Raw genomic sequence first — 25,641 nt, forward strand, 5'->3', positions numbered from 1 at the left:
ATATTTAATTAAAAACGCATTCCAAGATTTATACTTGGGTACCACCCTTCTGTAGAGTAACCCATAATAAATTTTACAATAGCATAATGGGAAGCTGTTGCGTACAATCCCCCTCCAACGCTATTGTGCCATTGATCTGAGCTTTCCCCATTTTCCCAAACCCGGCCAATATCGTAAAAACCAATCAGACCAATCTGGCCCGGAACCAGGTAACTGGCAAAATCTCCAATTTTAGCCCGGAGCTCCAGGTTATTATAGGCCATATGCTGTCCGGCAAATCTGTTTTGTCTGAAACCATATAAATTCCCTTGTCCGCCAAGAAATAAACTCTGATAAAATGCGGTTTTCCCAAAGGTAACCCCTCCACCAAAACGCTCCGCTAATACAATGGTTCCTTTGGTATTGAAGCTTTTATACAGCGCTACTTCAGGGATAATCTGAACAAATGATTTTGAATAACTGTTTAAACCTGTATAACCCTGCACCTTAATATTTACATAACTCCCCCACACCGGCAAAATCTTATTGCTTCGTTTATCATTGGTAAAATTAGCAACTAATCCGGTATAAAGCTTGTCCTTGTCTACAGTTAAGCTATCATAAGAACCAATTTTTGACGGCTGACTTATAAAACGGCCGGTGTTGTCTTCGGCATTATACCTGTAAAACTGGAAAGATGGCCCAACACTTATACTCATGCCGGCTAAAGAACGCCAGCGAAGCGCCGGATCTACTTCGTAGGTACTGAACCGCGCACGATAATAGGTTTTATAATCTCCTGTTTTATCAAATACGGTTTCATTGCCTCTTCCGTAAAAGTTCACTGAATTTTCAGGAGCATTGACCGCAGCCTTGATCAGAAGATCTGCTTCGCCGAGGGCCTTGATCCATTCTCCGCTGTATTTGATCCTAAAGGCTTTGGTAGAAAAGGAGTGGCTGACAAAGAACTCTTGTACATCGTTGTAAGGATGCTTTCTGAATCCTTCCTGATGGGTTCTTCTAAAGCCAGCCCCCAGCAGAAAACCATCATCCGGGTTAATGTCTATAGTGACCAGAGGCATGGTTACATTCATCAGGTTCGTGGTCATATAAGCGGTATTTGCACTGTCTGCAGACAACTTCAATCTGAGCCTGGAGCTGTCGCCCAGAAGCTTGAGTTGAGTGCCCCGGTCATACAGCAGTACTTTTCTTTTGGCTTGTAAAACTTCCACCGTTTTATTTCCTGTGCTGTCTACCATTCTTAGTTTGATAGAGGAGGTTCCATTGTTCAATACGATCTTATCATCGCCACCGCCAACATACAGACGGATTTCTTTGGTTACCTCCGGGTTATAAGTCTTGTTCATCAAAGTGTCCTGAATATTTCCTTTCTTGCTCACTTTGTTAATGATCACCTGCATGCCTTTGTCTGGTGTTCCATTAATATGGACCAGTTCGTTCTTTGCTGTGGTATGGATATCTACGATCTTATTTTTAAAACGGTAATATTTTTCCATTTCTGCAGGAATACTTGCCCTTCTGTCTTTGAGCTGCTGCAAAAGCACCTCATGTCGTAGCTTATAGGCGGATTCCGGCAAACGTTTCAAACCCGCCTCCAATACTTCATCCGTTTCTGCTTTCACAAAATCTTCTACAATTGCAGTCCATTCTGCATGACTGATCTGAGCGGCCGGATACCTGTCCAGGAACATACTCTTCCACAAAGAATAGCGTATATCCTTAATTTTACCGCCAAAACCCTGAAGATTAGGGGCCAGCCAGGAACGGGCTGCCAAATAGGGTAATACGCCCTGGTTGGTATAGAATACCTGATCCCTGTCTCTGGGTACAGGTGCATAAATTTCGTCGTCTCCTTTTTTTTCTCCGTACCAGCGCCACTGGTCGCTGTGCCGGTCCCAGTCGCCGATCAGTAAATCCAACAATCTGGCTTTCAGAAAAGCCCTGGCATCCACATTATAATCATTGTCCTTCACCATGTTCCGGATCATTTTTGGGGTATTGTCTGAGGTGCCTTCAGGCTCCCTTTCTTCCAGCAAACACACCTTATTGGCAAATATGCTGTTGTATTTACCCAGGTTTGGATCAGCAGAGACAACCCCTATAATGGGATTGGCATGAGGTACCCCTGCCGCAGCGGCCAGCGGTGGAACAATCAGTGCTGAAAAAGGATGCTGTGCACTCATGGCATCATCTACCCAGTCTTTGGCAAAGGTTTCCCGCATGTCTTCCGGAAGGATCTTCTCCGGGCTTTTTTCTACGCCCCGAAGCACATATTCCTTTCCATTTTTATCCTTGAGCCGCAGAGATTTGGTTTGGAACCCGCCTCCCATTTTTTCGGGTGTTAAACCACCATGGATGTCTGAAAGACGGATCACTGGCAAACGGGTTTCCTGTGCCCATTCTTTACGATAGTTTTCGCCAAACAAAAAGCGGTGAAAATGACCAACGCTGTCATATCCGGGTTTTAATGCGGTAATGGCACTATCTCCTTGCAATGGTCTGACTTGTGCAACCTGCTGTTCATTTACCCCTGCATAAGCTTGTATATAACTGAAGGCCTGCGTTACGGCTGTATCTGTATCTATAAAATAGGTAAACTTCATTCTTTTACCCGATAGTTCATCAACGATGACATAGCCCTGCCTGGCATTGGCATATAAGGAATGTTTACCTTTCACGGCATAGCTGTGTTTTGCTCCTGCACCGCTAACCACCTGTATGGTTTTATCCTTTATAAATTGCAGGCCATGTTCGTGTCCGGCAACACGGATCACATTGGGAAAACCTTCAAAAACCTGGTTAATTCTTTTAACCATATCCCTGTATAATGGGTTTCCTGTATCTTCAGGTGTAGGGAAAGTGGAACGCAGGAAAGGATACAAAGAGCCCACAACAGGCATTGGAATATACAGGTTCTGGTTCAGCGCCGTAAAAGGGAACAAATGATCTTTCAGTGAATAGTAACCCCCATGAGTACCATAGGTTTTAAAGGGGTGATGAGAAGCCAGCAGGATCACCTTATTTCTGTTTTTATCCAGAAGTTCCTGCAGCCGCATCAGAATTGCATCTTTGCTGGTACAATCACATTCTGCTTCGGGATTGTCTTTTGCATAAGGGAACAACCACCACTCGCTGTCAAAAGCAATGATCGTGACCTCCGGAGAAACAGGAATTTCAACCGGATCAGGGCAACCATTTCGGGGAATCAACTGCAGGAGGCTGTCTTTTTGCTCTTCCAGGAATTCCCATTGTCTTTTGATCTTCGCCAGTCCGTCAGGCCCCATTTTATCCCAGTCATGATTACCGGGAAGGAAGTAAACTGGTGCGCCCTTTTCGCGCATGGGCTGGTATTGGGATTGCAGGATCTTTTTCGTTTGTTCCTCTTCCTTGCTGCCCGGTAAGCCCATTCCTTTCGGATATATATTATCACCCAGGTACATCACGGTGGTTTTGCCTTTCAAAATGCTGCCTGCGGCATGCCGGAGTACTGCACTTTGTTGCTGATCTATTTCCCCGGCATCTCCAATAAGGATCACTCTGGAGTAAATGGTATCTGCCTGTTGTGCCAGTGCTGTCTGAAACAGGGATAATAACAACAGCAAAGGAAACAATTGCTTATTCATGAGAAAGCTTTATTTAGAGGGCCTGTATTTAAATTTAAGAATATTTCCCGGGCTAATCTCATCTCCCTCGTTGGAAATATAAAGGTTAAAATCTTTATCGAAGGCAATGCCTTCAGGTTGATTAAATTTGGAAGGGCTGATCTTATGTACTTCCTTCACCTTCCAGTCCGGAGTTGTGATCACCAGCATCTTTTGTACAGATGACAGAATATACCATTCGTTGGTCCGTGGGTTCTTTGCTAATGCAGAGGTTTTAAGACCAGATTTAATTGGTGTGCCAAATGCTTCAATTTGCCTGGAATCTATTTTAAAATCCCCGGCCAGCGTCAGGTTACCATCGGCTGGATAATAATTAAAGATATAACCGGTAGATTGTCTGCTCTTGTGGTCCTCATCACTGTTTTTGGTGATGGCGTAGAGCTTATTGCTGGCTTCATCTGCGTACAAACTCTCGTATTCTCCCTTAGGCAGGATTTTTTTCCATTGTTTTACCTGATCTGTTTCTTTTTTATAAATTTCTCCCAGGGGGAAAACATAAATACTGCCGTTACTTTTGAGTACAAAAACAGTTTCCTTTAAGATGGCCAGATCTTCATAGTCGCCTTTAGAAGCAAAATGGACATTCGTTTGTTTTTTAACACCCCAGGTTTGTTTAAAGAGTTTGCCGTCTTCATCCTGAATGGAATATATGGTTTTACCATCACCCTTCTGGAAAGCAATCCCGCTAATTTCCAGCAAGCTTTCCGGCATATTAAATTTTTCCGGATTGTTCAGATCATATCCTTTTGGGCTGGTGTATTTTACCTGGGCAGGTTTACAGGCATAAAATACCAGAAGCGCAAATAAAGGCAAGACCCAGATAATGGCTTTATAAAATTTCTTCATGAGGAGATGTTTTAATCAAATTCGTTTCAATAAATGTATAAATGGCCTCTTGCGAACGGATTTCAGGCTTCCCGGTTACAGGAATATTTTGCAGATGGTCATTGAGTTCGACCGCTTGTACATTGTCTGCCAGCTGCAGATCCAGAATATGGAGGAGTTCTTGCCTCAATTTTGGTTCATACACGGGGAAACAGACTTCGATACGGCTGTATATATTCCGGTTCATCCAGTCTGCCGAACCCAAAAAGACTTTTTCGTCGCCCTGGTTGTGAAAAATAAATACCCGGCCATGTTCCAGATAGCGGTCCACAATACGTCTGACCTGAATCTGTTCACTTTGCCCCTTCACTCCCGGAATGAGGCAACAAATAGAGCGCACCAGCAATCTCACCTTTACTCCGGCGCGGGATGCTTCATATAACTTGGCGATCAATACCCTTTCTTCCAGGTTATTGAGCTTAATGGTAATGCCCGAAGAAAGTCCTTTTGAAGCATTTTCTATTTCCTGATCGATCAGCGCTAAAAAGCGACTTTGCAAATTAAACTGCGCGACAAGCAGGTGTTTAAAATCAATGAAATCTCCTTCTGCGGGTCTCTTTTTCTTTTTGCCCAGAAAGCCAAACAACAGCTCCAGTTCTTTGAGCATGGGTTCATCGGAAGTGAGCAGGATATGATCGGTATAGAATCTTGCAGTACTTTCATTTAGGTTTCCCGTGGCCAGCAAGCCAAGGTATTTTTTACCTGCCCCCTCACGGCGCTTCAGGAGCGCAACCTTGGCGTGTACCTTAAAGGAAACGCTGCTGTAAATGATTTTTACTCCAGCTGCCTTCATCTGGGCAGCCCATTTGATATTATTGGCTTCATCAAAACGTGCTTTAAGTTCCAGCATAGCGGTTACTTTTTTACCATTTTGGGAAGCACTGATCAATGCCTGTATAATTCTGGATGGGTTAGCTACCCGGTATAAAGTACAATAGACTTCTTCTACCAACGGGTCATGGGCTGCTTCATTAAAAAACCGAAGGACAGGATCATAACTTTCATAAGGAACATGGATCAGCAGATCCTGTTCTGCAATCTGTTCAAACAGTGTTTTCCCCGGGGGGATATCCACGGCATTTAAGGCTGTTCTTCGTGGATATTCCAGCGATTTATCCTCCAGAGGAAAGCTTCCAAGGTCTTTCAGGTTATGGTAAACGCCACCTTCCACTACAGAGGCCTTTTCTAGTTTTAGCGCGTAGATGATCCTGTACAAACAGCGTAAGGGAATACCCGGCTCACATAAAAAACGAGTGGCCAGCCCCAGATCCCTTTTTGCCAGCTCTTTTTCTATCATAGCAGCCATATCCGCATCCAGTTCTTCTTCCAGACGAAGTTCTGCATCTCTGGTGATCTTCACATTATATACCCCTGTAATCTTGTCTTTGGGGAACAAATGCTCCAGATGTTGTTTGATGATGTCCTCCAGGAAAACCACATACCGCAGGCCATCTGCCTGAAAATGGTAAAAACGCGGCAACAGGTCAGAAGGCACATTGACCAATTCGATCCTTTCCTTTCCCTGCTGATTTTCCAGGATCACAACCTGGTACAGTTTGTTATTCTGGGCGAAGAAAACCTTTTCCTCTATATCTATCCTTACCGGATGAAGTACGGCCAGTATTTCATTAAAGAAAACTTTCCCCGTCTCTTCGTTCAGTTTTGATGGCATTTCCTGGTTGTAGATCCAATGGATCTTCTGTTTCAGGAGCTCAGGCAAGATATCTTCCGATAACACCCTGCCGAATTCGTGCTGCTGGCGGTTAATTTCTACTTTCGCAGTCCGGTAGGCCTCTTCATTCTCCTTATCGGTAGTCAATGTGTCCAAAGCCATCAGCACAGGCATCCGGACCCGGTAAAATTCATCCAGATTGGACGAATAAATTGATAAAAATTTGATTCGCTCCAGCAAAGGGACCTGATCACGGCCAGCCTCCATCAATACTCTTTCATTGAAGCCCAGCCAGCTGAGGTCGCGGTTAAAGAAAGTATCTTTTTCTATCATATTTTACATAGCCACGAATACCATAGCAATCATAAATGCCAAAACAGATGCAACGATCCCGAACATAAATACATTATATGCAATCCGAAGCAAACGGTATTTTCGTCCAAGCACCACGCCTTGTCCATACAAATCCCGGATCAGGCTTCCGTAAAGGAAATCCCGGTCTTCCATCATCTCCTGCATACCTCGTTCATAATCTGTCAGGCTCATTCCGTAAAAATTGCCAAAGAAAAGAAGGTTCACTTTATGTGAGCGTACATCCTGCTCGGTAAATTTCCCGGAAGGGATGGTTGGCCGTGTAGCCAGGATGGAAAACACCATAGTGGTTACACAAATGACCAGCAGGATGAGTGTCGGAACGATCAGGTGTGGGTTATCTTCCAGTTTACGCAGCAAAATACTGAGGATCACCGACAAAATAATGGAGTTGGTAGAGATCATGATGTGGGCCTTATTATCAGCCATATCACTCAAACGCTGATGATTTCCGGCAGTGATCCGGAACATGGTCTCAATGCCTTTGTCTGGTCTGTCTGTCTTTTTCTTTTTATCTTTTTTTCCGGAACTTTCTGTGTCCATTACTATAGCAGTCTGATCCTGCACAGCTGTATTCATTTTTTGTTGATATTTTAATGATTTTTCTTTTAAACCGGCAAGGTTTTCTTCTTTTCCCTTGGCCAGATGTTCGATACAATAGGTTGTATGATAGTGGTGCGCCTCCAGAAATTTAATCGTTTGCCTTCTCCACAGTTCCTTCTCGATATCGTGACCATAAAAAGCCTCGGCTTCCTTATGCATCGCTTTGTCTTTATCTTTAAAACTGTCCGTTCCCAAATGATAAAGATCGGCGTCACATATGATTTGCTGCAGCAAGCCTTCGGGTCTTTGCGGCATACGGGTGGCCATAATGCAACCTGCAACAGCCGTAAGGATTCCTTCATCCAACTGGAATTTACCCATAAATTCCCTGGCCTTCTCTATTCCGACCTCCTCATGATGCTTACAGTCTGTAAAATAACCAATGTCGTGGAACCATCCTGCAGCAACGACAATAAAAAAGTCTGTGTCACTGAGCTGGTAATGCCCTGCAATTTTGACAATATGTTTCACCACCTGCTCCGTATGTGATAAATTATGATAGAACAGCCTATCATCCTTACCATTATGGAATACGTCTTCAACATGGGTTTTGATCTGCTCTATGATTTCCAGGTAATTCATGGTATAAATATAAAAGATATATACAGTACTTTTGTTTTTTGAATCATCATGAAGCGAAAATTCAGCATTCTTCCTCTGGCCCTGATGGCCATTCTATTTTTATTGATGAACTGGTATGTACTTTCCGGTTTTGAAACCTATACCCACCATCCTTTATTAAGTCTGGGTTTCTGGCTCCTTGTTGCTGTAACCACACTTTCATTGATTGCTGCCATACGAAGAATCAACAGTCATGGAATGGGCAATTTTTTCAAAATTGCTACACATGCTTTCCTGATCCTGCTCACCAGCGAGCTCATTTTTACGATCGCATTACTGGCTGGTGATGTTCCCCGTCTGTTTACAGGGCAACCGAGGAACCTGCATTGGGTTGAGTTTTCAACCATGCTCTTTATCCTCACCATCCTGATCTTTATTTATGGAATGGTCCGCGGAAAATATGCCTACCGGGTCATTAAACATACTTTATTTTTCGACGATCTGCCGGAGAATTTTGAAGGCTTTACCATTACACAGATTTCAGATGTTCATGCCGGAAGCTTCAATAATCCGAAAGCCATTAAAAGAGGAATCGAACTGATCAATGCCCAAAAATCTGACCTTTTTGTATTTACCGGAGATCTGGTGAACAACAAGGCCAGTGAAATTGTGCCCTGGATGAATGATTTTTCCAAGATAAAAGCACCTTATGGCCAGTTTTCTGTATTAGGCAACCATGATTATGGAGATTACGTGAAATGGGAAAGTGAAGAAAATAAACGTGCCAATCTGCAGCAACTCAAAACTTACCATGCTGAAATGGGTTACAGACTCCTTCTTGACGAACATGTAGAAATTTACAAAAATGGGCAGAAAATCATTCTTGCCGGGGTAGAGAACTGGGGATTGGGTTTTGGCGAACGTGGAGATTTGCAGAAAGCGCTGAGAAATGTAAGCCCCTCAGATTTCAAGGTCCTTCTCTCCCATGATCCTTCCCACTGGGAAGCACAAGTCAAGCAAAATCCTTCAAAGATCCAGCTCACTCTTGCAGGCCACACGCATGGGATGCAATTTGGAATAGAGGCATTTGGTATCAAATGGAGCCCGGTCAAATACCGTTATGCACATTGGGCCGGAGTTAAAAATGAAAATGGCCGATACCTAAACATTAACCGGGGCTTTGGCTTTTTGGGCTTTTCCGGCAGAATAGGTATCTGGCCTGAGGTCACTGTCATAGAATTGAGAAAAACGGTTTAAGCTTCAGAGCTTTCAGCCTCTTCCAGATCAGTTTCCTTTTTTTCCGGACTTATAGTTTTTCTCCTTTTCCTTCGGAGGGAGGCTCTTTTGGCGACCTCCATATAATGATCTCCTGAAACACGAAAATTGCAGAGTTCACCATTTTTCATATCAAAAAGGATTTCCAGCTTTCTGACACAGCCGTAAGGAATGTCTTTTTTGCTTTTCAGTGGTATTTTACAATAGTTCCTGAATGTATTATAGGAAATATTCAGAATCTTCGGAATTTCACTGACCAGGTTCCTGTTTAACTTTACCGGAAGATTTTCCAGAAATTCATCAATCTTATACTTATACATAATTCATAATATAAAGGTTAATATTTGATTTTATAATGTAAAATTATATTTCTTTTCTATAATTTACATTAATTACAATCAACTTTTTTTTAAGAATTTATACGAAAAACTATTTTTGGTCTGTGAGTGATCCTATAAAGGCGATAACTTCTTTTATTTCTTTATCCGTTAGATGAAGGGCTTTGGATGGAAGTGTCTGATTTGGCAAGTTTAAGCCAATTCCGGTACCCCCACCCTGGTTATAAAAATCCATTACCTGTTCCAGATCTTTAAAAACTCCGTTATGCATATATGGAGCTGTCATCGCTGCGTTTCTCAGTCCTGGGGTTTTAAAAGCCCCGTTATAATACTCAATGGAAAAGAAGTCTGCTCTTCCCTGATCCTTATCCGCCAGAGGATGTTTCAGATCGTCATTTCCAGGTGTACCCAGGATTTCAAACTCGGTTCGTTTATAAAAAGGCGGGATCAGTCCATTGAAAAGTGGGATAAAATGGCAGGTACCACATTGTGCCTTACCCATAAAAAGGTTAAAGCCTTTTACCTGATCTTCTGTCATTGCCCCGGGATTTCCACTGAGGTACCTGTCAAACGCTGAATTAAACGGCGCGAGGGTTTGCATATAGGCTGATAAAGCTGATGCAACCTGACCGATGCGGATCGGGGTGTGGATTCCAAAAACCCGCTCAAATGATTTTACATAGTTAGGGTTGTCCTGCAGGTGCCTTACAACATGCCCAGTATCCGCATTCATTTCCAAAGGATTGCGCAGCACTTCCAGAACTTGTTCGGGAAGACTTTTTGCCCGTCCATCCCAGAACTGGGCGTATTGATATCCCACATAATATAGTGCAGGTGCATTTCGAAGTACATGCGCTACCCCATCAAAAGCCAAACTGGTTTTAAGGCCATCTGTAAAGTATTTTCCTGGTTCATGACAACTGGCACAACTTCTCTTTAAGTTTCCCGACAAAGCCTTTTCAAAAAAAAGGCTTTTACCCAAGGCCGCCATCTCCGGGGAAGTCCTGGATTTTGCGGCAGGAAACTTTTCAAGGTCAATGGCATCTTTATCAAAAAGGTGTTTTGCGGCAGGATTCAGGGCACTTTTACGATACAGCGACAGTTTATGTGCTGACATCAGCTTTTTCAAAGCTTCCTGAAGTGGGATCGCATAATCTTTAAGAAAAGCCATACGGTCAAAAGCATCAAAATCTGCCTGGCCAGAGGTAAACAGCATGGCTTTATCTAAATTCCGGATGAACTTTATAGAAACCTCGTCATTGTTTAAAAAAGGCTGTACAACATCATGAATAGCTGTTAAAGATTGATGAGCTTCTTGTATACCGCTTTTCAGTTCCGGTGCATCATAACCAGAGATGCTCAGGGCCATTACCCTGACCAGTTCCAGGTCTATGCTCTCCAGAATCTCCTGGTCTGTCGCTTCAAACTGGTAGGTCAGTGCGCCCAGATCATCAGCAGAACTGCTGATCAGTTCTGCCTGGGCCAGCAGGGCTTGTTTATGCTGAACTGGCTGCGCTTCATACAGGAGGGTTTCCATCACCTGAAGACCTGAAGGTTCCTGGTATTCCATATAAGGTTCCTCAACCTCTACCTTAGGCGGGCGGTTGTAAATCATTGCCGAACTTTCAAAGAAATAATCCAGGAAGAACGCAATCCTTTTGTAGCGTAACCGGCAATCCTTTAGTGCCAGTTTAGCCTTTTCTGTATGTTCTGTACTTCCGTCCAGCAATACAATTGCGGCTTTCAGCCGATCAGTTGAAGCAGCAAATACACCTGAATTTTCTTTGAAATAAGCTATCGTATGGGTTAATGCAGTCTGGTCTGGTGCCCTTTTTAATCCAAGAACAATAGCCAGACTGGTCATCAGCAATAGTCCCAGTATAACTCTTTTCAGTTTATTTTGATACATGGACCTCGAAAGTATCCTTTACAACATTGAATTCGTCTGTTACGCTATAGATTTGATCCTTATCCGGCGAAACAACAAGACTTCGCTCTGAAGAAGGAGAAGAATTCCAGGTATATTTACCAATGAAGGAGGCAGTTAAGGTTTTTTTCTCTCCTTTTTTCAGCTGGATGACCTGATGCTTATTGACATTTTTCATCATCGTGAACTGGTCCCGGATCTGCCCGTCGGCACATATCCATTTCAAATCCAAGCGATTGTCTTCAATCTCCAGCATGCTGGCCCCGCCATGATCTGCGTCTGAGAAATACATCGCATCATGCGGAAAAGATTTCTGCTTTCCACCAAGTTTACCTGCGGATCCACTCACCACATAAACAGTCCCTTTGCCGTCCTGAGCTTTCACATAAGGTGCCGCATTGTTTCCACCATCGTAACGGCCCGAAGAACTGCTCAGGTTGTGCTTTGCCGCATCGAAACTGGCTTCCGGTCCGTAATGTCCCGCCATTAATCTGGATCTTTCATAGTCATGACTGTGCCCACACAAAACCAGGTCTACCCCATAACGTTCCAGGATACGGATAAAGTTTTCACGGATTTTGATCAGCTCTTCTTCTTTATCTGAATTGTGCGATCCCATCGTATAAGGTGGATGGTGCCAGTACGCAATCACCCAGCCTTTGTTCTTGTTTTCAGCAAGATCTTTTTTAATCCAGTTGACCTGAGGGCCTAGTGTATCGTAAAGCCTGTAGGCCTGATCTTCTTTTCCATAAGAATCCAGGGACAGAAAATGGATATTTCCCAAATCAAAAGAATAAAAAGCCTGGGTATGAGAAGCGACACCACCCGACTCTCCTTCTGTTGGCATTGAGAAATTCTGATAATAAGCCGTTTCATGAGTTACCTGTGCTTTAGCAGAAGTTACATCTGTGTCGTGGTAATCATGGTTGCCTGGCGTTGGAAACAATGGATACTTTTTTAGAAGATCATCTTTGTAAATATTGAAAAATTTGCTCTGAAACTCCGCATCTGTACCATCAGAATAAGCATTGTCACCTAATAAGATCCAGGCATTGAGTTCCTGGTCACCAATATATTTGATCACCTGATTTTTCACATTCCGCTGATTAATCGAATTGTCACCGCAATCGCCTAGCGCAGCAATCCTGTATTTCCCTGATTTTCCGGGTTCCGGCAATGTCATAAAAGAATTGTCTTTTCCAGTCTGAAGGGTATCCTTAAAACCACCTATCGAGTAATAATACCTGGTATAAGGCTTCAGGCCTTTGAGTTTAACCTGATGCTCTGTCAGCAATCTCGCATCATCCACCTGCTGGTCCAGGCGATCCGGAGAAGTTCCAAAACGAACACGGCTGCGGGAGGAAACATCTGTACGCCAGCGCAGCTCAATTCCGGTGCTGCTCGCTGCCTGAAGATAGGGCCCGCGGATCAGTTCAGGTCGTACATTTGTTTTAATTTCTTTTTCCTGCGAATAACAGGCAAAGGGGGCTAATAAAAGAACAGAAAGAAAAGTCTTTAGTGTCATGGATCAAATGGAGCTGTTTTAAATGATAATACCAGTGCAAAGAAAGAGCTTACAACATTAACCTGATGTTAATTCAGGAACACCTTATTGTTAGCCGTTTCCGGCTTTACTCCTTTAACATCCAATCCTAAAAATCAATTCTAAAGAGATTCTTAAGTACTTATTAATAACACATTATGTGTTCATCATCAAATTCACCAGTGTCATTCGGTGCTCTTGTTTTTTGATACCATTGCAAAAAAAAACAAAACTATGCCCCTTACTTTTACTCCATTTTTAAAAAGAACTGCAGGGATTGTTTCCTTCCTGCTTTTGCTCATGAGCACTGCATTTGCCCAAACCTTAAAGGGCAGGGTAAATGATGCTGCAACAGGAGACCCGTTGGTTGGTGCTACCGTAAAAGTAGCTGAAACATCCTCCAAACATTTCGTGCAACTGGATGGAACATTTACCGTTAAAAACATTAAACCGGGTACTTATCACCTGGAAGTAAAGTATCTTTCCTACAAAACGGCAAAACAGGAAATCACCATTACCTCTGCCGGTCCGAATGCGGTTTCAGTTGTACTTGATCCGGATGTATCAGAACTTTCTACCGTAACTATTAATGCAGCTGGCTATTCCTCAGACCGCAAAGCAAGAGATCTGGAAAAGAATTCTGAGGCACTGGTCAACGTGGTCTCCGCGAAAACCATCCAGCTCTCTTCAGACCTTACGGTGGCCAATGTGATGCAAAGGGTATCTGGGGTAACCATTGAGAAGAACAGCGCTGGTGAAGGCAGGTACCCGATTATCAGAGGAATGGAAAAAAGGTATATCAACACATTAGTCAACGGCATTAAAATTCCAAGTCCGGACAACAAAAACCGTTATGTACCTCTGGATCTGTTCCCTTCAGAAATCCTGGATCACCTGGAAGTGAGCAAAAGCCTTACCCCTTCTATGGAAGGTGATGCGATTGGCGGAACCATTAACCTGGTGATGAAGGATGCGCCTTCCCACCTGATCATAGATGGAAATTTTGCGGCTGGCTATAACAACATTTTTGACAGCCAGCCTTATAAACAATTCAGTACTTCGGGTACCAGCAAATACTCTCCCGCAGAACTCAATGGCAACAATTATATGGCCCAGGTGGGAGATTTTCCTCGCGGTGCACTCAACTACACCACCAAAAACACACCTGTTAATATGACCGCCGGCCTGACCATTGGAAACCGTTTTGGAAAAGACAAGAAATTTGGCTTTATCGTGTCCGGTAGTTACCAGAACAATTACAGGGGCACCAGTTCTACCTTTTTTCTGCCAAACGCGCAACCGAGTGTAAATAACATCCCTTCCTTTCAGGAACTGCAGCAGCGCCAGTATTCTACACAAAGCCAGCGCTTAGGTATTAATACCAAACTGGATTACCAGATCAATTCAAAAAACAAGATTTCCTTATACAATTTATATGTAAACCTGAAGGATGTTCAGGAAAGAAATATTGTAGATACGATTGTACTAAACAGTATTGTCAATTATCAGGACCGAAGTACGGTGCAAAAGCAGTCCATCAACAATTCTACCTTACAGGGAACCCACGATTTGAACAACGGCTTAAAACTGGACTGGTCACTGGTGTATTCCATCGCAAATAATCGACTGCCTGATCAGGCTTATTTTTCTCATCAATATGGTTTTCAAATTGATTCTCAGACTGGTCAGATGACAAAACAGTCTGACGATATTCAAAAAATGAACAGGTTATGGATGGCAAACTCGGATAAAGATTATTCCGCTTATGTGAATATGACCCAGCAAGGCATGCTATTGAACAGAAAAATGGAATTAAAGTTGGGCGCCGTTTTCCGGGATAAAAAAAGAGATAATATCTATAACGAATATTCCTTAAGTCCGGTTCCCGGTGCAAAAGGCGCCCAGCCTTACACCAATATCAATGATGCCATTTATACGGTAGACAATAGTGGTCTTTCTCCAGTAAACGGGAACAACTATACTTTTAAAGAGGATCTTACAGAGGCTTATGTTCAATTCAAATGGGAATTACTCCATAAACTGGAGATGCTTGGTGGGCTAAGAGTTGAACAAACCCATCAGCACTACGACACACAGCTTACGGAGTCACAACCCTATCGCTTTGGCACTATAGATTATGTTGACCTGTTGCCAAGCCTTCAATTCAAATATGCCTTGGCAGAAAATCAAAATCTGCGCCTGGCTTATTACAAAGCCCTTACCAGACCAAGTTTTATTGACTTAATCCCTGATGGTGTCCAGGGAGAGGTATTTAAAGAACAAGGAAATCCTTCCGGCCTCAATCATACCACAGCAAATAATGTCGATTTCCGGTACGAGTTTTTTCCGGGAAGTTCTGATGAAATCTTAATCGGTACCTTCTATAAAGACATCAAAGACCCAATTGAATACACCGCAATAAAATCTGGTGTAACCAGTCAAACCTTGATACCTCAAAATTTTGGAACCGCAACCAATTTTGGTGTGGAAGCCGTAATTACCAAATATTTTGGTCCCTTCGGAATATCAGCAAATTATACTTTTACCAGATCAAGAATTACAACAGACAAACTCGTTTCCTATTTATCGGACAAAGGTCAAACGACCAGGTTAGATCCTGAAACCAGGCCTTTACAAGGACAGTCAGATCATGTTGGTAATCTTTCCCTCTTGTATAAAAATCCTAAACTTGGGCTGGACATACAAATTGCCGGGGTGTATACAGGAGAAAGAATTGCTTTGGTGAGTCCATACTATGGATTAGACTACTGGCAGGCTCCAACCACACAACTGGATTTTTCTTTTGAAAAATCACTGGTCAAAAGACTCGCTTTGTATGGAAAAATCAACAACATCACCAATACCCCTATGCAGCTTGAATTGCACAAATCTTATGCTGAATATCTTGCATTTCAAGGCAGTAAACCTTTAAACCTGCAAACAGACCCGAACAAATTCATTGTTCAAAAAGACTATTTCAAAACCTCTTTCCTACTTGGACTCAGATACAAATTATAAATACTTAGATATGAAACTGAACAGATCATTCCTTATAATATACTTGCTCGCTGCATGGAGCCTGGCAGGTTGCCAGAAGTCTGCAGACCGAAAAGACTTGTTTACTCCTGTCACAGCACCTGCTTCGCCAGTAAGTGACGCGGCGCCTTTAAAAGGTACGATTAAAGGCACCATGCTTGCCGGAAAAACCTATACCATAGGAGACGATGTGATTATTGATGTAAAAGACACTTTAATCATTCAGGAAGGTGTCACCATCAATTTTGCCGGCCGCTACGGCATTGGGGTAAAAGGAACTTTGATCTCTTTGGGCACCAAAGCAAAACCGAACTACATTACCTACCCTGGCGTGGTTAAAACGGATCAACCGGGAGCAGATCCCACCAAAGACCCTGCTTTTGCAGGTAAATGGTCGGGTATCATTTGTGCTCCAACGTGCAAACTACTGGTGATCAAATGGACCCATATTGAATTTGCAGGTGGTGCAGTTGGCAATGGTGCGGTCAGTGCCATTTCGACTAAATCTTACCCTATTTACTTCCAGAACCCCGCTGGTGTATTTGTATTGGAAGATTCCTGGATTTATGGCAGTATAGATGATCCCATCCGTACCCTCGGTGGTAAGATCGCTATGTTCAGAAATACTTTTGAAAAATGTGGTTATACCGGTGGTGAAGCCTTAAATGCAAAAGCAGGTACCATTGGAGATTTTGCTTATAATGTATGTATAGGTATTGCGACCAACGGACCAAAGTTCTCTAATGCCGGCGCGGCACCCGGCGTTCTCCCTACCAATGTAAGAGTATACAACAATACCATTATCAATTGTGGTTTCAGACGTTCAGAAGCTGGTCGCGGCGGCTCCATCAATTTTGAAGAAGGTGCAGGCGGAATGGCTTACAACAACCTCATGATCAATTGCAAATATGGATTAAGAGTCGTTAAAGCCCCTATAGCCGATATTGCAAATTTATCTTATGGAAACAATTACAGCTATGCGGATGATGCAGATCTTGTAAATCAGTTTTATCCTCCGGGATACTTAAGCCAGGCTCCGGTAACAGATATCCCGAAACCTTCTACCTTTTTACCGGCAGGCTGGAAAGTTGGCGATGTTTACAATGCGCCCGCACTGGTTAAAGCAAACGATCCTATGCTGGTTAACGGTCCGGTGCCCTTGCCTGCGGGCTATAATCTAAAAGATGTAGTGGTGGTTGGGTCTTATAACCTTCGTTTAAAACCTGGATCGCCATGTATTGGCAAGGGAAACACCACTTTTAGCCCCGAAGCACTGGTACCTCTGAATCCGAAATATGGTGCTACAGAAATTACGCCTCCGGGCAAGGATATGGGTGCTTATCAAAGCAATGGGAACGGCAACCAACACAATTAATAAAGCACTGACAACAAAAAACAAGAATACATCTATAAAAAACAAGTTAATATGAAAAGAACAATATGGGCACTCTCCATCTGTGCCCTTTACTTCAGTACACCTGCAATTGCCCAAAGCGGCTACAAACTTTCCAACAAGATATCACTTAATGGAAATGGAAAATGGGACTACCTGCAAGCAGATAAAAAAAGTAACCGTCTGTTTGTTTCCCATTTTGACCGTGTCCATGTAGTGGACCTGGAAACAGAGAAAGAGATTGGCACCATTAAAAACCTTTCAGGCGTACATGGCATTGCCCTGGCACCCGAGTTTAACGAAGGTTTTATATCCAACGGTGCGAACAATACCGTAACTGTATTTAATTACAAAACACTCGACAGCATCACCACCATCAAGCTCAGTACTGAAAAACCAGATGCCATCCTCTACGATAAATCCAGTAAAAAAATCTGGGCGTTCTGTGGCAAGTCAAATAATGCCGCCGTTATTGACCCTGCTACCAACCAGCAAACCAGTACTGTAGCGATCGGAGAAGCCCCTGAATTCGCTGTTTCTGACAAAAAAGGATTGATTTACAACAACCTGGAGGAAGGAAATGCCATTGCCGTAATTGATGTCGCTGCTCAAAAAACGCTCCGTACTTTTCCACTGGAAAAAGGTTCGGCACCAACCGGTCTGGCCTTAGATAAAGAAGGGGGTCTTTTGTTCTCCGCCTGTGCAGAAACCAATAAACTCAGCGTGGTGGATATCGCAACAGGAAAAACAATAACTGCATTGCCCATCAGCAGCCATGTAGATGCCGTAGCCTTCGATTCAGAGCAAAAGATGATTTTCTGCTCGGGAGGTGACGGCATTACCACCATTATCAAACAGCTTTCCAAAGATAAATATACGGTTCTGGAGCGGCTAAAAACGCCTGCAGGTGCAAAGACAATGGCACTGGACAGCAAAACACATAAGATTTATTTCAGTACCGCAGACTATGTGGCTGGCAGCAAAAACATCAAGCCAGGCTCATTTAAAGTACTGGTTTACAAAATATAATCAAACATCATTCTAAAAGGCACGATCCGTCGTGCCTTTTTTTTAAAATGAAAAGCAGAAGCGATGGGTTCCATCCTCATACCTATAGGCTGGTTCTATTCCTGATACCTCGCAAATCTGTTTAATAATAGAAAGTCCCAGACCATTATTTTCACTGTTATTAATTTCTTTATAGAAGCGGCTGAACAAACGTTCCCTGTTTAAAGACTTTTCTGAACCGGAATTGGCCACCACGAGCTGATCGGCATCCAGCTCAATATGAATAAAACCACCATTGTGATTATGTTTGGTGGCATTTCCCAACACATTGTAGATTAGAATCTCCAGAAGTTCTGGGCTGATGGACAAAATTGCCTCCTGTAAACTGACTTTTAAATCCAGGTTCTTGAGCTGCCAAATCTCTTTGAACTCCAGAACTTTCAGTTCTATATGTTCCTTCATCCGAACGTGGTCCTTCTTTTCAAACTGACTGTTTTCAATTTTAGTAATCAACAACAGGTCCTGGTTCACTCTGGACAGTTTTCTGATGGCACCATAAGCAGAGCGTAAGGACTCTATATGTTCAGCAGGAAGATCCTGTTGTACCAGCAGATCCAGCTTAGACTGTATAATCGCTAAAGGGGTCTGAATTTCATGAGCCGCATTTTCAGTAAATTCTTTCAGAATCCGGTAATTTTCCGAAGCATTGGTTGTTGCCGTTTTCAGGCTGCTGATCATGAAATTAAATTCCGCAATTCGGGTTACCGGAAAATCGGGAACATGTGCATCATTAATCTTAAAATTACTCACCTCAGTAATAGATTGGTAAAAGGGACGCCATAATTTGGAGATGATCAGCCTGTTCATTACAAAAGTGGCAATGATCAGCATCAGTATGGTGATAATAGTCACAGACAGAATCAAACGGGTTAAATGACTGGTACCCTCCAAAGGGTTAATGATGCTCACCTGGTACAAGGCTCCCCGGGTGTTCAGGGTATAGATCAGCTGGCGGCAGAGATGAACCCTGCCAATCCCTTTTATAAATAATTTTACAGAGCGGAACTCGTCTTCCTTCCCGGGCCGGGTCACTCTTTTGAAACTGATTATTTCATCGTTGAGCAGGTTCACCTCCGGCAGGCGGTCGTGCTGCTCTACAAAGAATTGTATTTTTGCCTTTACACGCAGCAAACTACCGTCCACTTCATTTTTCAGGATTTGTTTGATCAGGAAAAAAGAAACCGCACTGGAAAGTATAAAGACCAGGACCATAACCGATACATTGTACCGGTTGTACATTGACAATAGTTTCATGCTTCAACTGGTAAATCTGCTATAGAAAAGCGATAACCAATGCCATATACAGCGTGGATATAATCCGGACATCCCTTGTCCGTCATCTTCTTTCTCAGGTTTCTGATGTGTACGTAGATCAGATCATAATTATCTGGCATATTGGAATGTACCCCCCAAAGGTGGTCAATAATCGCCTCCTTGGTTACCACCCTGTTTTTATTGCTGATGAAATACATCAGCAACTCAAATTCTTTCTTGGTCAGGTCTACAGCTCCTTGCTCCGTTCTCACGTATTTATCCTGGACATTGACCGTAAGTTTATCCAGGACCATCAGGTCATTTCCACCAAATACCCTTCTGCGGTTGATGGCATGTATACGGGCAGCAAGTTCAGGAAGATGGAAAGGTTTAGTGAGGTAGTCATCTGCGCCGAGTTCAAGCCCCAGGAGTTTATCGTCAAGAGAGCCTTTTGCTGAAATGATCAGCACGCCACATGATTTATGGGCCGCTTTAAGCTCCCGAAGGATATCCATTCCGCTCCCTACCGGCAAAGTGATGTCGAGCACAATACAGTCGTAGTCGGAGGCGGCCAGCTTTTCTCTCGCGGCGTAAATATGAGAGGCCTGTTCACAGACAAAAGCGTTGCTTTCAAGATACACTGTTATACTTTTTAACAGCTCTTGTTCATCTTCAATAACTAAAATTCTCATGTGTTCATTTTAACCTGCCGGAACAAGGAATTTTTAACCTGATGTTAAGAAATTAAAACAGGCAATGCCAAAGTAAGTTAAAGAATGTTAATTTACTGATAACTCTCTGTTAAATAAACCCACAACCTGCAAAGAAGCAAACAGCTTTAAGGGGAACTTTAAGATATCTTCAGCTGAAAAAACCTCAAAAACTACTTTAAAATAACAAAACAGACCAAAGTCAAAACAAGTTTTTGTGTACTTTTGTACAATTTAATTAATCACATGACTAGCATAACGAATAAATCTGATCAAGCAACTGATGTAGTGTTAATTGGCGCCGGTATTATGAGCGCAACACTTGGTGTACTTTTAAAGGAACTCCAGCCAGATTTAAGCATAGAAATATTTGAACGTTTAGATGTAGCGGCAGCAGAAAGTTCTGATGCATGGAATAATGCAGGTACAGGTCACTCTGCCTTTTGCGAATTAAATTATACCCCTCAAAAAAAGGACGGTTCTGTAGATACCAGCAAAGCCATTTCTATTGCTGAGTCTTTTGAAATATCCAAACAATTCTGGTCTTTCCTGATTCAAAACCGGTTGATCGACTCGCCGGAATCTTTTATTAAAAGCATTCCTCATATGAGTTTCGTATGGGGAGAAGAAAATGTAGACTACCTTCGTAAAAGATACGAGGAATTGCAAAAGTCACATTTATTTAAAGGAATGACTTATTCTGAAGACCGGGCTCAACTTGATGAATGGATTCCTTTGGTGATGGAAGGACGTGACAAAAACGAAAAAGTTGCGGCTACCCGTATGACTTTGGGAACAGATGTCAATTTCGGTGCCTTAACCCGAATGATGTTCAACAATCTGAAAACTAAAGAAAATGTAAGTCTTTATTTTAACCATGATGTTAAAAAACTAAGAAAGATCAATGGCCTTTGGGAAATAAAAGTACGGGATGAACAAACCGGAAAACGCCGGGTAGTAAAAGCTAAATTTGTATTTATTGGTGCAGGTGGTGGTTCTTTACCATTACTTGAAAAATCTGATATCCCTGAAGGAAAAGGTTTTGGAGGATTCCCTGTAAGCGGACAATGGCTAAAATGCACCAATCCCGAAGTTATTGAACGTCATGATGCTAAAGTTTATGGAAAAGCTGCTGTAGGCTCACCTCCGATGTCTGTACCTCACCTGGATACCCGGATGATTGATGGCAAAAAAGCACTTTTATTTGGCCCGTACGCAGGCTTTTCGACCCGCTTCTTAAAAAATGGTTCTTTACTGGATCTTCCGCTTTCTATTAAAGCGAATAATATATTACCCATGATATCTGCGGGACTGGACAATATTCCGCTCACCAAATATCTGATCAATCAGGTGAGACAGTCTTCAGACGAGCGCCTGGATGCACTTAGAGAGTATCTTCCAAACGCAAGAATGGAGGACTGGAAACTGGAAACAGCTGGTCAGCGTGTTCAGGTGATTAAAAAGGATGCAGAACATGGCGGGATACTGGAATTTGGAACTGAGGTAGTCAGTGCGGCCGATGGTTCAATTGCTGCGCTTCTTGGTGCATCACCAGGTGCTTCTACAGCGGTATCTATTATGATCAACTTATTGGAACGTTGCTTCCCTGAACAACTAAAAACACAGGAATGGCAACAGAAATTAAGGAAAATGGTTCCTTCCTTCGGGCAATCGCTTGCCGAAGACGGTGAATTATGCGAAAAGTTAAGAATACAGACGACACATGCCTTGAACCTTCATCCCGAAGGCTTAAGTTTAGAAACTAATTAATAGCCGGGAGCTCTATAAAAAAAGTAGAGCCCTGGTTTTTACCTTTACTTTCTGCCCATACCTTTCCCTGGTGGGCTTCTACCAGCTGTTTTACAATGGAGAGGCCTAGTCCGGAAGAGTTTTCTCCACCGGTGGGCTTTGCGCTAAGCCTTGCAAAACGCTGGAACAACTCCGCCTTATCTTCGTCTGTTAAACCTGGTCCATTATCTTTCACTGCTAAAACAGCTTTTTTATCCTGGTTATAAACCTTTACTTCAATCTCTGCTCCAAAAGGAGAGTATTTAATGGCATTGCTGATCAGGTTATCAATAATTTCCGTTAACCGTTGCTCATCAGCATACAGCTGCGAATCCTTTTCGATCTTTAACTCAATTTTCTGCTTTTTGTGATCTGCCAGTGCCTGATTTGACTCCACGATCTGGGCTACAATCTCTCCGAAATCGAGTCTAAAAGTATAAAGATTAATCTTACCGGACTCCATACTCGAAGTCGTGAGCAACTCATCGATGGTCCGGGTCATTTTTAATCCGGCCTGTTTAATCTGATCACACATTTTATCGACCATATCCGGATCATGTTTTTTAAGCTTGATCAGATCGGCACGCACAGGAATAGTTGTGAGCGGATTCTTGAGATCATGGGCAGCAATTTGCAGCAACTGATTCTGCTGAGCATTTGCTGTCCTGGCTTTCAACCGCATTTCAATATGATCAATCACGACACCAGCCAGTTCAGTGAGCAGCTCCTGCTGCTCCGCATTGAACGTTCCGGGCTGTTTATCCATCAGACAAAGGCTACCCAAATTGTGTCCTTCTTTATTTTTCAAAGGTGCTCCGGCATAGAACCTCAGACCAAAATCACCGGTTACCAAAGGATCGGATGCCGTCGTTTCATCCAGCAGGGCGTCTTGTATAATGTGCACTTCATCTTTCAATATGGTGGTGGCGCAAAATCCCGGATGTCTCTTTACCTGGTTTACATCGGCTCCATATTTAGATTTGAACCATATGCGCTCCGCATCCACAAGGGAGATCAGTACAATGGGAACATTAAATAATTTTGAGGCAAACCTGGTTAGCCTGTCAAAATTTGCATCCGGAGGCGTATCCAGGATTTCGTATCTTTTTAAAGCTGCGATCCTTTCACTTTCCTGGGAACTTATTTGATCTGATGTAAACATAAGGGCGATTAATCTAAAGTCAAATATAGTGAAACCTTTGATCAAAGTAATAAGCCAGTACTAAAATACGTCTACTTTCCAGCACCTTTTCCAGTGTTCTCCGGCCCCTAATGATACGATTCCTTCCTTTTCCTCCAATTGTTGGTGGTGATGAATACTGTCTGCAATACCGCACCAGGGTTCCAGACATACAAAATCAGCATTTTTGGCAGACCAGATTCCAAAAAAAGGAAAACCTTCAAAAGAAAACTGCAATCCATGCCCATTGTTCTTATTGCCTATAGAAATGCAATCGCTCTTCAGAGATTTAAAAACCAATGCATCATCATAAAAAAGGGAATGCTGCAATGCTAGTTTTCCATCGTTCAGGGGAAGTTCTTTGGTTTCCTCGTCGATCAGGTTTTGTTCAATTTTGTGGTACACCAGGCACTGGTCTTTATTAAACCCCAGAAAGTAATCATCATAAGTCTCCTCTTTCTGTAATGGAACAGCAAAAGCAGGGTGGCCTCCTACCGAGAACAACAGGGTTTCAGTAGCCGGATTAAACACTTCATAACTACAGCTCAATGATGTTTTTTCCAAGCGGTATCTCAGACACAGTTTAAATTGAAAAGGATAATTCAGCAAAGTCTCCTCATCACTTTCCAGTGTAAAAAGCACTTCCTGCTCGCTTATTTGCGCTGTTTTGAATACTTTTTCTCTGGCAAAACCATGGCGGGACATCTCGTAACGTTTATTTTTATAAAAATAGGCGTTATCCTTTAAAGCACCCACTATAGGAAACAGAACCGGGCTGGATTTGCCCCAAAAGGCAGGATCTCCGCTCCATAGATGTTCAAGATTTGTTTTCTTATTAAACAGGCTTTTCAACTCGGCACCCCTGGGTTCAAAAGATGCTTTAACATATTCGTTTTCCAATAAAATCATATCCTTAAAAATAGAAAAATACTTTAACAATATATTTAAAACCTGATCCGTGTCAGGGTTGTTTTTATGTTAAATGTATAATTTTATCTCATGGGCATACAATCGATCAATCCGGTAAATGGTAAAACCGTTAAAACCTATAAAGAAGAAACAGCGCAAAGTATTAACAAGAAAATAGATCGGGCACATGCGACATGGCAAAAGTGGAAAGCGACGTCTTTTGAAGAAAGAGCTTCCTTTCTGAAGGAAACCGCCGGCACGCTCCGGAAGTATAAAGAAGAGCTTGCCCGGCTTATGGCTTCGGAAATGGGAAAACCCCTGCAGCCTGGAAGGGATGAAATTGAGAAATGCGCGAAAGTATGTGAATATTATGCACTAAACGGAGCAAAATTTCTGCAAGATGAACCAGTAACAACTGAGGCCTCCAAAAGCTATGTCAGTTTCCAGCCCCTTGGTGTCGTTTTAGCCATTATGCCCTGGAATTTCCCTTTCTGGCAGGCCTTCCGGTTTCTGGCGCCGGGCCTGATGGCAGGTAACTGCGGCGTACTTAAACATGCTTCCAATGTGACAGGATGTGCTTTGGCTATTGAAAAAATACTTCTCGAAGCAGGGTTTCCTAAATATGTTTTTCAAACCCTTGTGGTAAGCAGTAAAGCTGTAAAAGGAATTATAGAGAACCCCCTGGTTAAAGCGGTCACCTTAACAGGTAGTACGGGCGCAGGGATGCAAGTAGCGAGTCAGGCCGCAGCTGTACTCAAAAAATCTGTACTGGAACTTGGCGGAAGCGACCCTTATATCATCCTTGAAGATGCTGATCTGGATATGGCCGCCCGTATTTGTGCAGAAAGCAGGCTCATCAACAACGGACAAAGCTGTATTGCTGCAAAGAGGTTTATTGTGGTCAAAGCCGTAGAAAAAGAATTCATCAAAAAATTCAAGATACAAATGGCTTCCAAAACCACAGGAGATCCTTTAGATCCGGCAACTCACCTTGGTCCAATGGCCAGAACCGATCTTCGGGACGAACTTCATCAGCAGGTAAAAGACAATATTGCGGCAGGTGCAAAATGTATCTTGGGCGGATCTATTCCCAATTACAAAGGCAATCATGCCTTCTATACCCCTACCATTTTAACAGGTATAAAGAAAGGAATGCCAGCTTATACCGAGGAATTATTTGGTCCGGTCGCTTTGGTCATTTCTGCCAGGAATACAGAAGATGCCATCCGGATGGCCAACGATTCTCCTTTCGGACTGGGATCTGCTGTATTTACAAGGAACAACAGCGTGGGCGAAAAAATTGCACGTGAGCAACTAAATGCAGGGTCGTGTTTTGTAAACTCACTGGTCAAATCAGATCCCCGTTTACCCTTTGGCGGCATTAATCAAAGCGGTTATGGCAGGGAACTTGGTTTATATGGCATCCATGAGTTTGTGAACATCAAAACCGTCTATATTCAATAAA

General features: G+C 42.8%; 17 protein-coding genes. 6 read left to right on the forward strand and 11 right to left on the reverse strand.

Translation table 11 applies throughout. The features are described from left to right. Positions 1 to 8: 8 nt before the first annotated feature. The 4 genes from R2S08_RS10900 to R2S08_RS10915 are packed head-to-tail and all read right to left on the reverse strand — an operon-like array spanning position 9 to position 7,776. Positions 9 to 3,623 (reverse strand): BamA/TamA family outer membrane protein, encoded by a 3,615-nt coding sequence (locus R2S08_RS10900; protein WP_316835209.1) that lies wholly within the window; start codon positions 3,621 to 3,623, stop codon positions 9 to 11. A 9-nt stretch (positions 3,624 to 3,632) separates the two neighbouring features. Beyond that, positions 3,633 to 4,508: an SdiA-regulated family protein gene (locus tag R2S08_RS10905; RefSeq protein WP_316835210.1), complete on the reverse strand. Its 876-nt coding sequence runs from the start codon at positions 4,506 to 4,508 to the stop codon at positions 3,633 to 3,635. Further along, positions 4,492 to 6,552: a polyphosphate kinase 1 gene (gene ppk1 / locus R2S08_RS10910; protein ID WP_316835211.1), complete on the reverse strand. Its 2,061-nt coding sequence runs from the start codon at positions 6,550 to 6,552 to the stop codon at positions 4,492 to 4,494. Before ppk1 ends, R2S08_RS10905 begins: the two co-directional genes overlap by 17 nt. Positions 6,553 to 6,555: 3 nt before the next feature. Next, positions 6,556 to 7,776, reverse strand: a complete 1,221-nt coding sequence (locus R2S08_RS10915; protein ID WP_316835212.1) for a Pycsar system effector family protein — start codon at positions 7,774 to 7,776, stop codon at positions 6,556 to 6,558. Positions 7,777 to 7,824: 48 nt separating this feature from the next. Here R2S08_RS10915 and R2S08_RS10920 point away from each other — a divergent pair, with 48 nt between their 5' ends. Continuing rightward, a complete protein-coding gene (locus R2S08_RS10920; RefSeq protein WP_316835213.1) occupies positions 7,825 to 9,012 on the forward strand; it encodes a metallophosphoesterase in 1,188 nt (395 codons plus the stop codon). On the opposite strand, the gene R2S08_RS10925 is transcribed toward R2S08_RS10920, so the two are convergent. The 3 genes from R2S08_RS10925 to R2S08_RS10935 all read right to left on the reverse strand — a co-directional run bounded on the left by R2S08_RS10925 (position 9,009) and on the right by R2S08_RS10935 (position 12,820). Then, entirely contained in the window at positions 9,009 to 9,350 is a 342-nt protein-coding gene (locus tag R2S08_RS10925) for a hypothetical protein (protein WP_316835214.1), read from the reverse strand. The two genes, R2S08_RS10920 and R2S08_RS10925, sit on opposite strands and share 4 nt — an antisense overlap. 109 nt (positions 9,351 to 9,459) lie before the next feature. Continuing rightward, complete coding sequence (locus tag R2S08_RS10930; RefSeq protein ID WP_316835215.1) at positions 9,460 to 11,277, reverse strand: cytochrome-c peroxidase; 1,818 nt, start codon at positions 11,275 to 11,277, stop codon at positions 9,460 to 9,462. Continuing rightward, positions 11,264 to 12,820: a metallophosphoesterase family protein gene (locus R2S08_RS10935; RefSeq protein WP_316835216.1), complete on the reverse strand. Its 1,557-nt coding sequence runs from the start codon at positions 12,818 to 12,820 to the stop codon at positions 11,264 to 11,266. The genes R2S08_RS10930 and R2S08_RS10935 overlap by 14 nt, the downstream gene beginning before the upstream one ends. Positions 12,821 to 13,072: 252 nt before the next feature. Between R2S08_RS10935 and R2S08_RS10940 the strand changes: the two genes are divergently transcribed. The 3 genes from R2S08_RS10940 to R2S08_RS10950 are packed head-to-tail and all read left to right on the forward strand — an operon-like array spanning position 13,073 to position 18,296. Continuing rightward, positions 13,073 to 15,856 (forward strand): TonB-dependent receptor, encoded by a 2,784-nt coding sequence (locus R2S08_RS10940; RefSeq protein ID WP_316835217.1) that lies wholly within the window; start codon positions 13,073 to 13,075, stop codon positions 15,854 to 15,856. 10 nt (positions 15,857 to 15,866) lie between these two features. Further along, positions 15,867 to 17,249 (forward strand): hypothetical protein, encoded by a 1,383-nt coding sequence (locus R2S08_RS10945; protein ID WP_316835218.1) that lies wholly within the window; start codon positions 15,867 to 15,869, stop codon positions 17,247 to 17,249. 51 nt (positions 17,250 to 17,300) lie between these two features. Then, positions 17,301 to 18,296 carry a hypothetical protein gene (locus R2S08_RS10950; RefSeq protein WP_316835219.1) on the forward strand — a complete coding sequence of 332 codons (996 nt, stop codon included), beginning with the start codon at positions 17,301 to 17,303 and terminating at the stop codon, positions 18,294 to 18,296. Positions 18,297 to 18,338: 42 nt separating this feature from the next. Here the strand turns inward: R2S08_RS10950 and R2S08_RS10955 are convergent, their stop codons facing one another. Then, complete coding sequence (locus R2S08_RS10955) at positions 18,339 to 19,589, reverse strand: HAMP domain-containing sensor histidine kinase (RefSeq protein ID WP_316835220.1); 1,251 nt, start codon at positions 19,587 to 19,589, stop codon at positions 18,339 to 18,341. After that, complete coding sequence (locus tag R2S08_RS10960) at positions 19,586 to 20,281, reverse strand: response regulator transcription factor (protein WP_316835221.1); 696 nt, start codon at positions 20,279 to 20,281, stop codon at positions 19,586 to 19,588. Before R2S08_RS10960 ends, R2S08_RS10955 begins: the two co-directional genes overlap by 4 nt. Before the next feature lie 201 nt (positions 20,282 to 20,482). Here R2S08_RS10960 and R2S08_RS10965 point away from each other — a divergent pair, with 201 nt between their 5' ends. After that, complete coding sequence (locus tag R2S08_RS10965; protein ID WP_316835325.1) at positions 20,483 to 22,069, forward strand: malate:quinone oxidoreductase; 1,587 nt, start codon at positions 20,483 to 20,485, stop codon at positions 22,067 to 22,069. On the opposite strand, the gene R2S08_RS10970 is transcribed toward R2S08_RS10965, so the two are convergent. Beyond that, the gene (locus tag R2S08_RS10970; RefSeq protein WP_316835222.1) at positions 22,062 to 23,249 is read right to left on the reverse strand and encodes a GAF domain-containing sensor histidine kinase; all 1,188 of its coding nucleotides are present in this window, start codon (positions 23,247 to 23,249) and stop codon (positions 22,062 to 22,064) included. The genes R2S08_RS10965 and R2S08_RS10970 overlap by 8 nt on opposite strands. Positions 23,250 to 23,309: 60 nt before the next feature. Then, entirely contained in the window at positions 23,310 to 24,176 is an 867-nt protein-coding gene (locus R2S08_RS10975; protein ID WP_316835223.1) for an aldose 1-epimerase family protein, read from the reverse strand. A 90-nt stretch (positions 24,177 to 24,266) separates the two neighbouring features. Here R2S08_RS10975 and R2S08_RS10980 point away from each other — a divergent pair, with 90 nt between their 5' ends. Then, the gene (locus R2S08_RS10980) at positions 24,267 to 25,640 is read left to right on the forward strand and encodes an NAD-dependent succinate-semialdehyde dehydrogenase (RefSeq protein ID WP_316835224.1); all 1,374 of its coding nucleotides are present in this window, start codon (positions 24,267 to 24,269) and stop codon (positions 25,638 to 25,640) included. Position 25,641: the final 1 nt, after the last annotated feature.

The organism is Pedobacter nutrimenti, from assembly GCF_032678445.1.
Lineage (GTDB): Bacteria > Bacteroidota > Bacteroidia > Sphingobacteriales > Sphingobacteriaceae > Pedobacter > Pedobacter nutrimenti_A.

Excerpts from the sequence above, each read along its gene's own strand:
- R2S08_RS10900 (WP_316835209.1), bottom strand. The coding sequence starts at position 3,623 with ATGAATAAGCAATTGTTTCCTTTGCTGTTGTTATTATCCCTGTTTCAG.
- R2S08_RS10905 (WP_316835210.1), bottom strand. The coding sequence starts at position 4,508 with ATGAAGAAATTTTATAAAGCCATTATCTGGGTCTTGCCTTTATTTGCG.
- ppk1 (WP_316835211.1), bottom strand. The coding sequence starts at position 6,552 with ATGATAGAAAAAGATACTTTCTTTAACCGCGACCTCAGCTGGCTGGGC.
- R2S08_RS10915 (WP_316835212.1), bottom strand. The coding sequence starts at position 7,776 with ATGAATTACCTGGAAATCATAGAGCAGATCAAAACCCATGTTGAAGAC.
- R2S08_RS10920 (WP_316835213.1), top strand. The coding sequence starts at position 7,825 with ATGAAGCGAAAATTCAGCATTCTTCCTCTGGCCCTGATGGCCATTCTA.
- R2S08_RS10925 (WP_316835214.1), bottom strand. The coding sequence starts at position 9,350 with ATGTATAAGTATAAGATTGATGAATTTCTGGAAAATCTTCCGGTAAAG.
- R2S08_RS10930 (WP_316835215.1), bottom strand. The coding sequence starts at position 11,277 with ATGTATCAAAATAAACTGAAAAGAGTTATACTGGGACTATTGCTGATG.
- R2S08_RS10935 (WP_316835216.1), bottom strand. The coding sequence starts at position 12,820 with ATGACACTAAAGACTTTTCTTTCTGTTCTTTTATTAGCCCCCTTTGCC.
- R2S08_RS10940 (WP_316835217.1), top strand. The coding sequence starts at position 13,073 with ATGCCCCTTACTTTTACTCCATTTTTAAAAAGAACTGCAGGGATTGTT.
- R2S08_RS10945 (WP_316835218.1), top strand. The coding sequence starts at position 15,867 with ATGAAACTGAACAGATCATTCCTTATAATATACTTGCTCGCTGCATGG.
- R2S08_RS10950 (WP_316835219.1), top strand. The coding sequence starts at position 17,301 with ATGAAAAGAACAATATGGGCACTCTCCATCTGTGCCCTTTACTTCAGT.
- R2S08_RS10955 (WP_316835220.1), bottom strand. The coding sequence starts at position 19,589 with ATGAAACTATTGTCAATGTACAACCGGTACAATGTATCGGTTATGGTC.
- R2S08_RS10960 (WP_316835221.1), bottom strand. The coding sequence starts at position 20,281 with ATGAGAATTTTAGTTATTGAAGATGAACAAGAGCTGTTAAAAAGTATA.
- R2S08_RS10970 (WP_316835222.1), bottom strand. The coding sequence starts at position 23,249 with ATGTTTACATCAGATCAAATAAGTTCCCAGGAAAGTGAAAGGATCGCA.
- R2S08_RS10975 (WP_316835223.1), bottom strand. The coding sequence starts at position 24,176 with ATGATTTTATTGGAAAACGAATATGTTAAAGCATCTTTTGAACCCAGG.
- R2S08_RS10980 (WP_316835224.1), top strand. The coding sequence starts at position 24,267 with ATGGGCATACAATCGATCAATCCGGTAAATGGTAAAACCGTTAAAACC.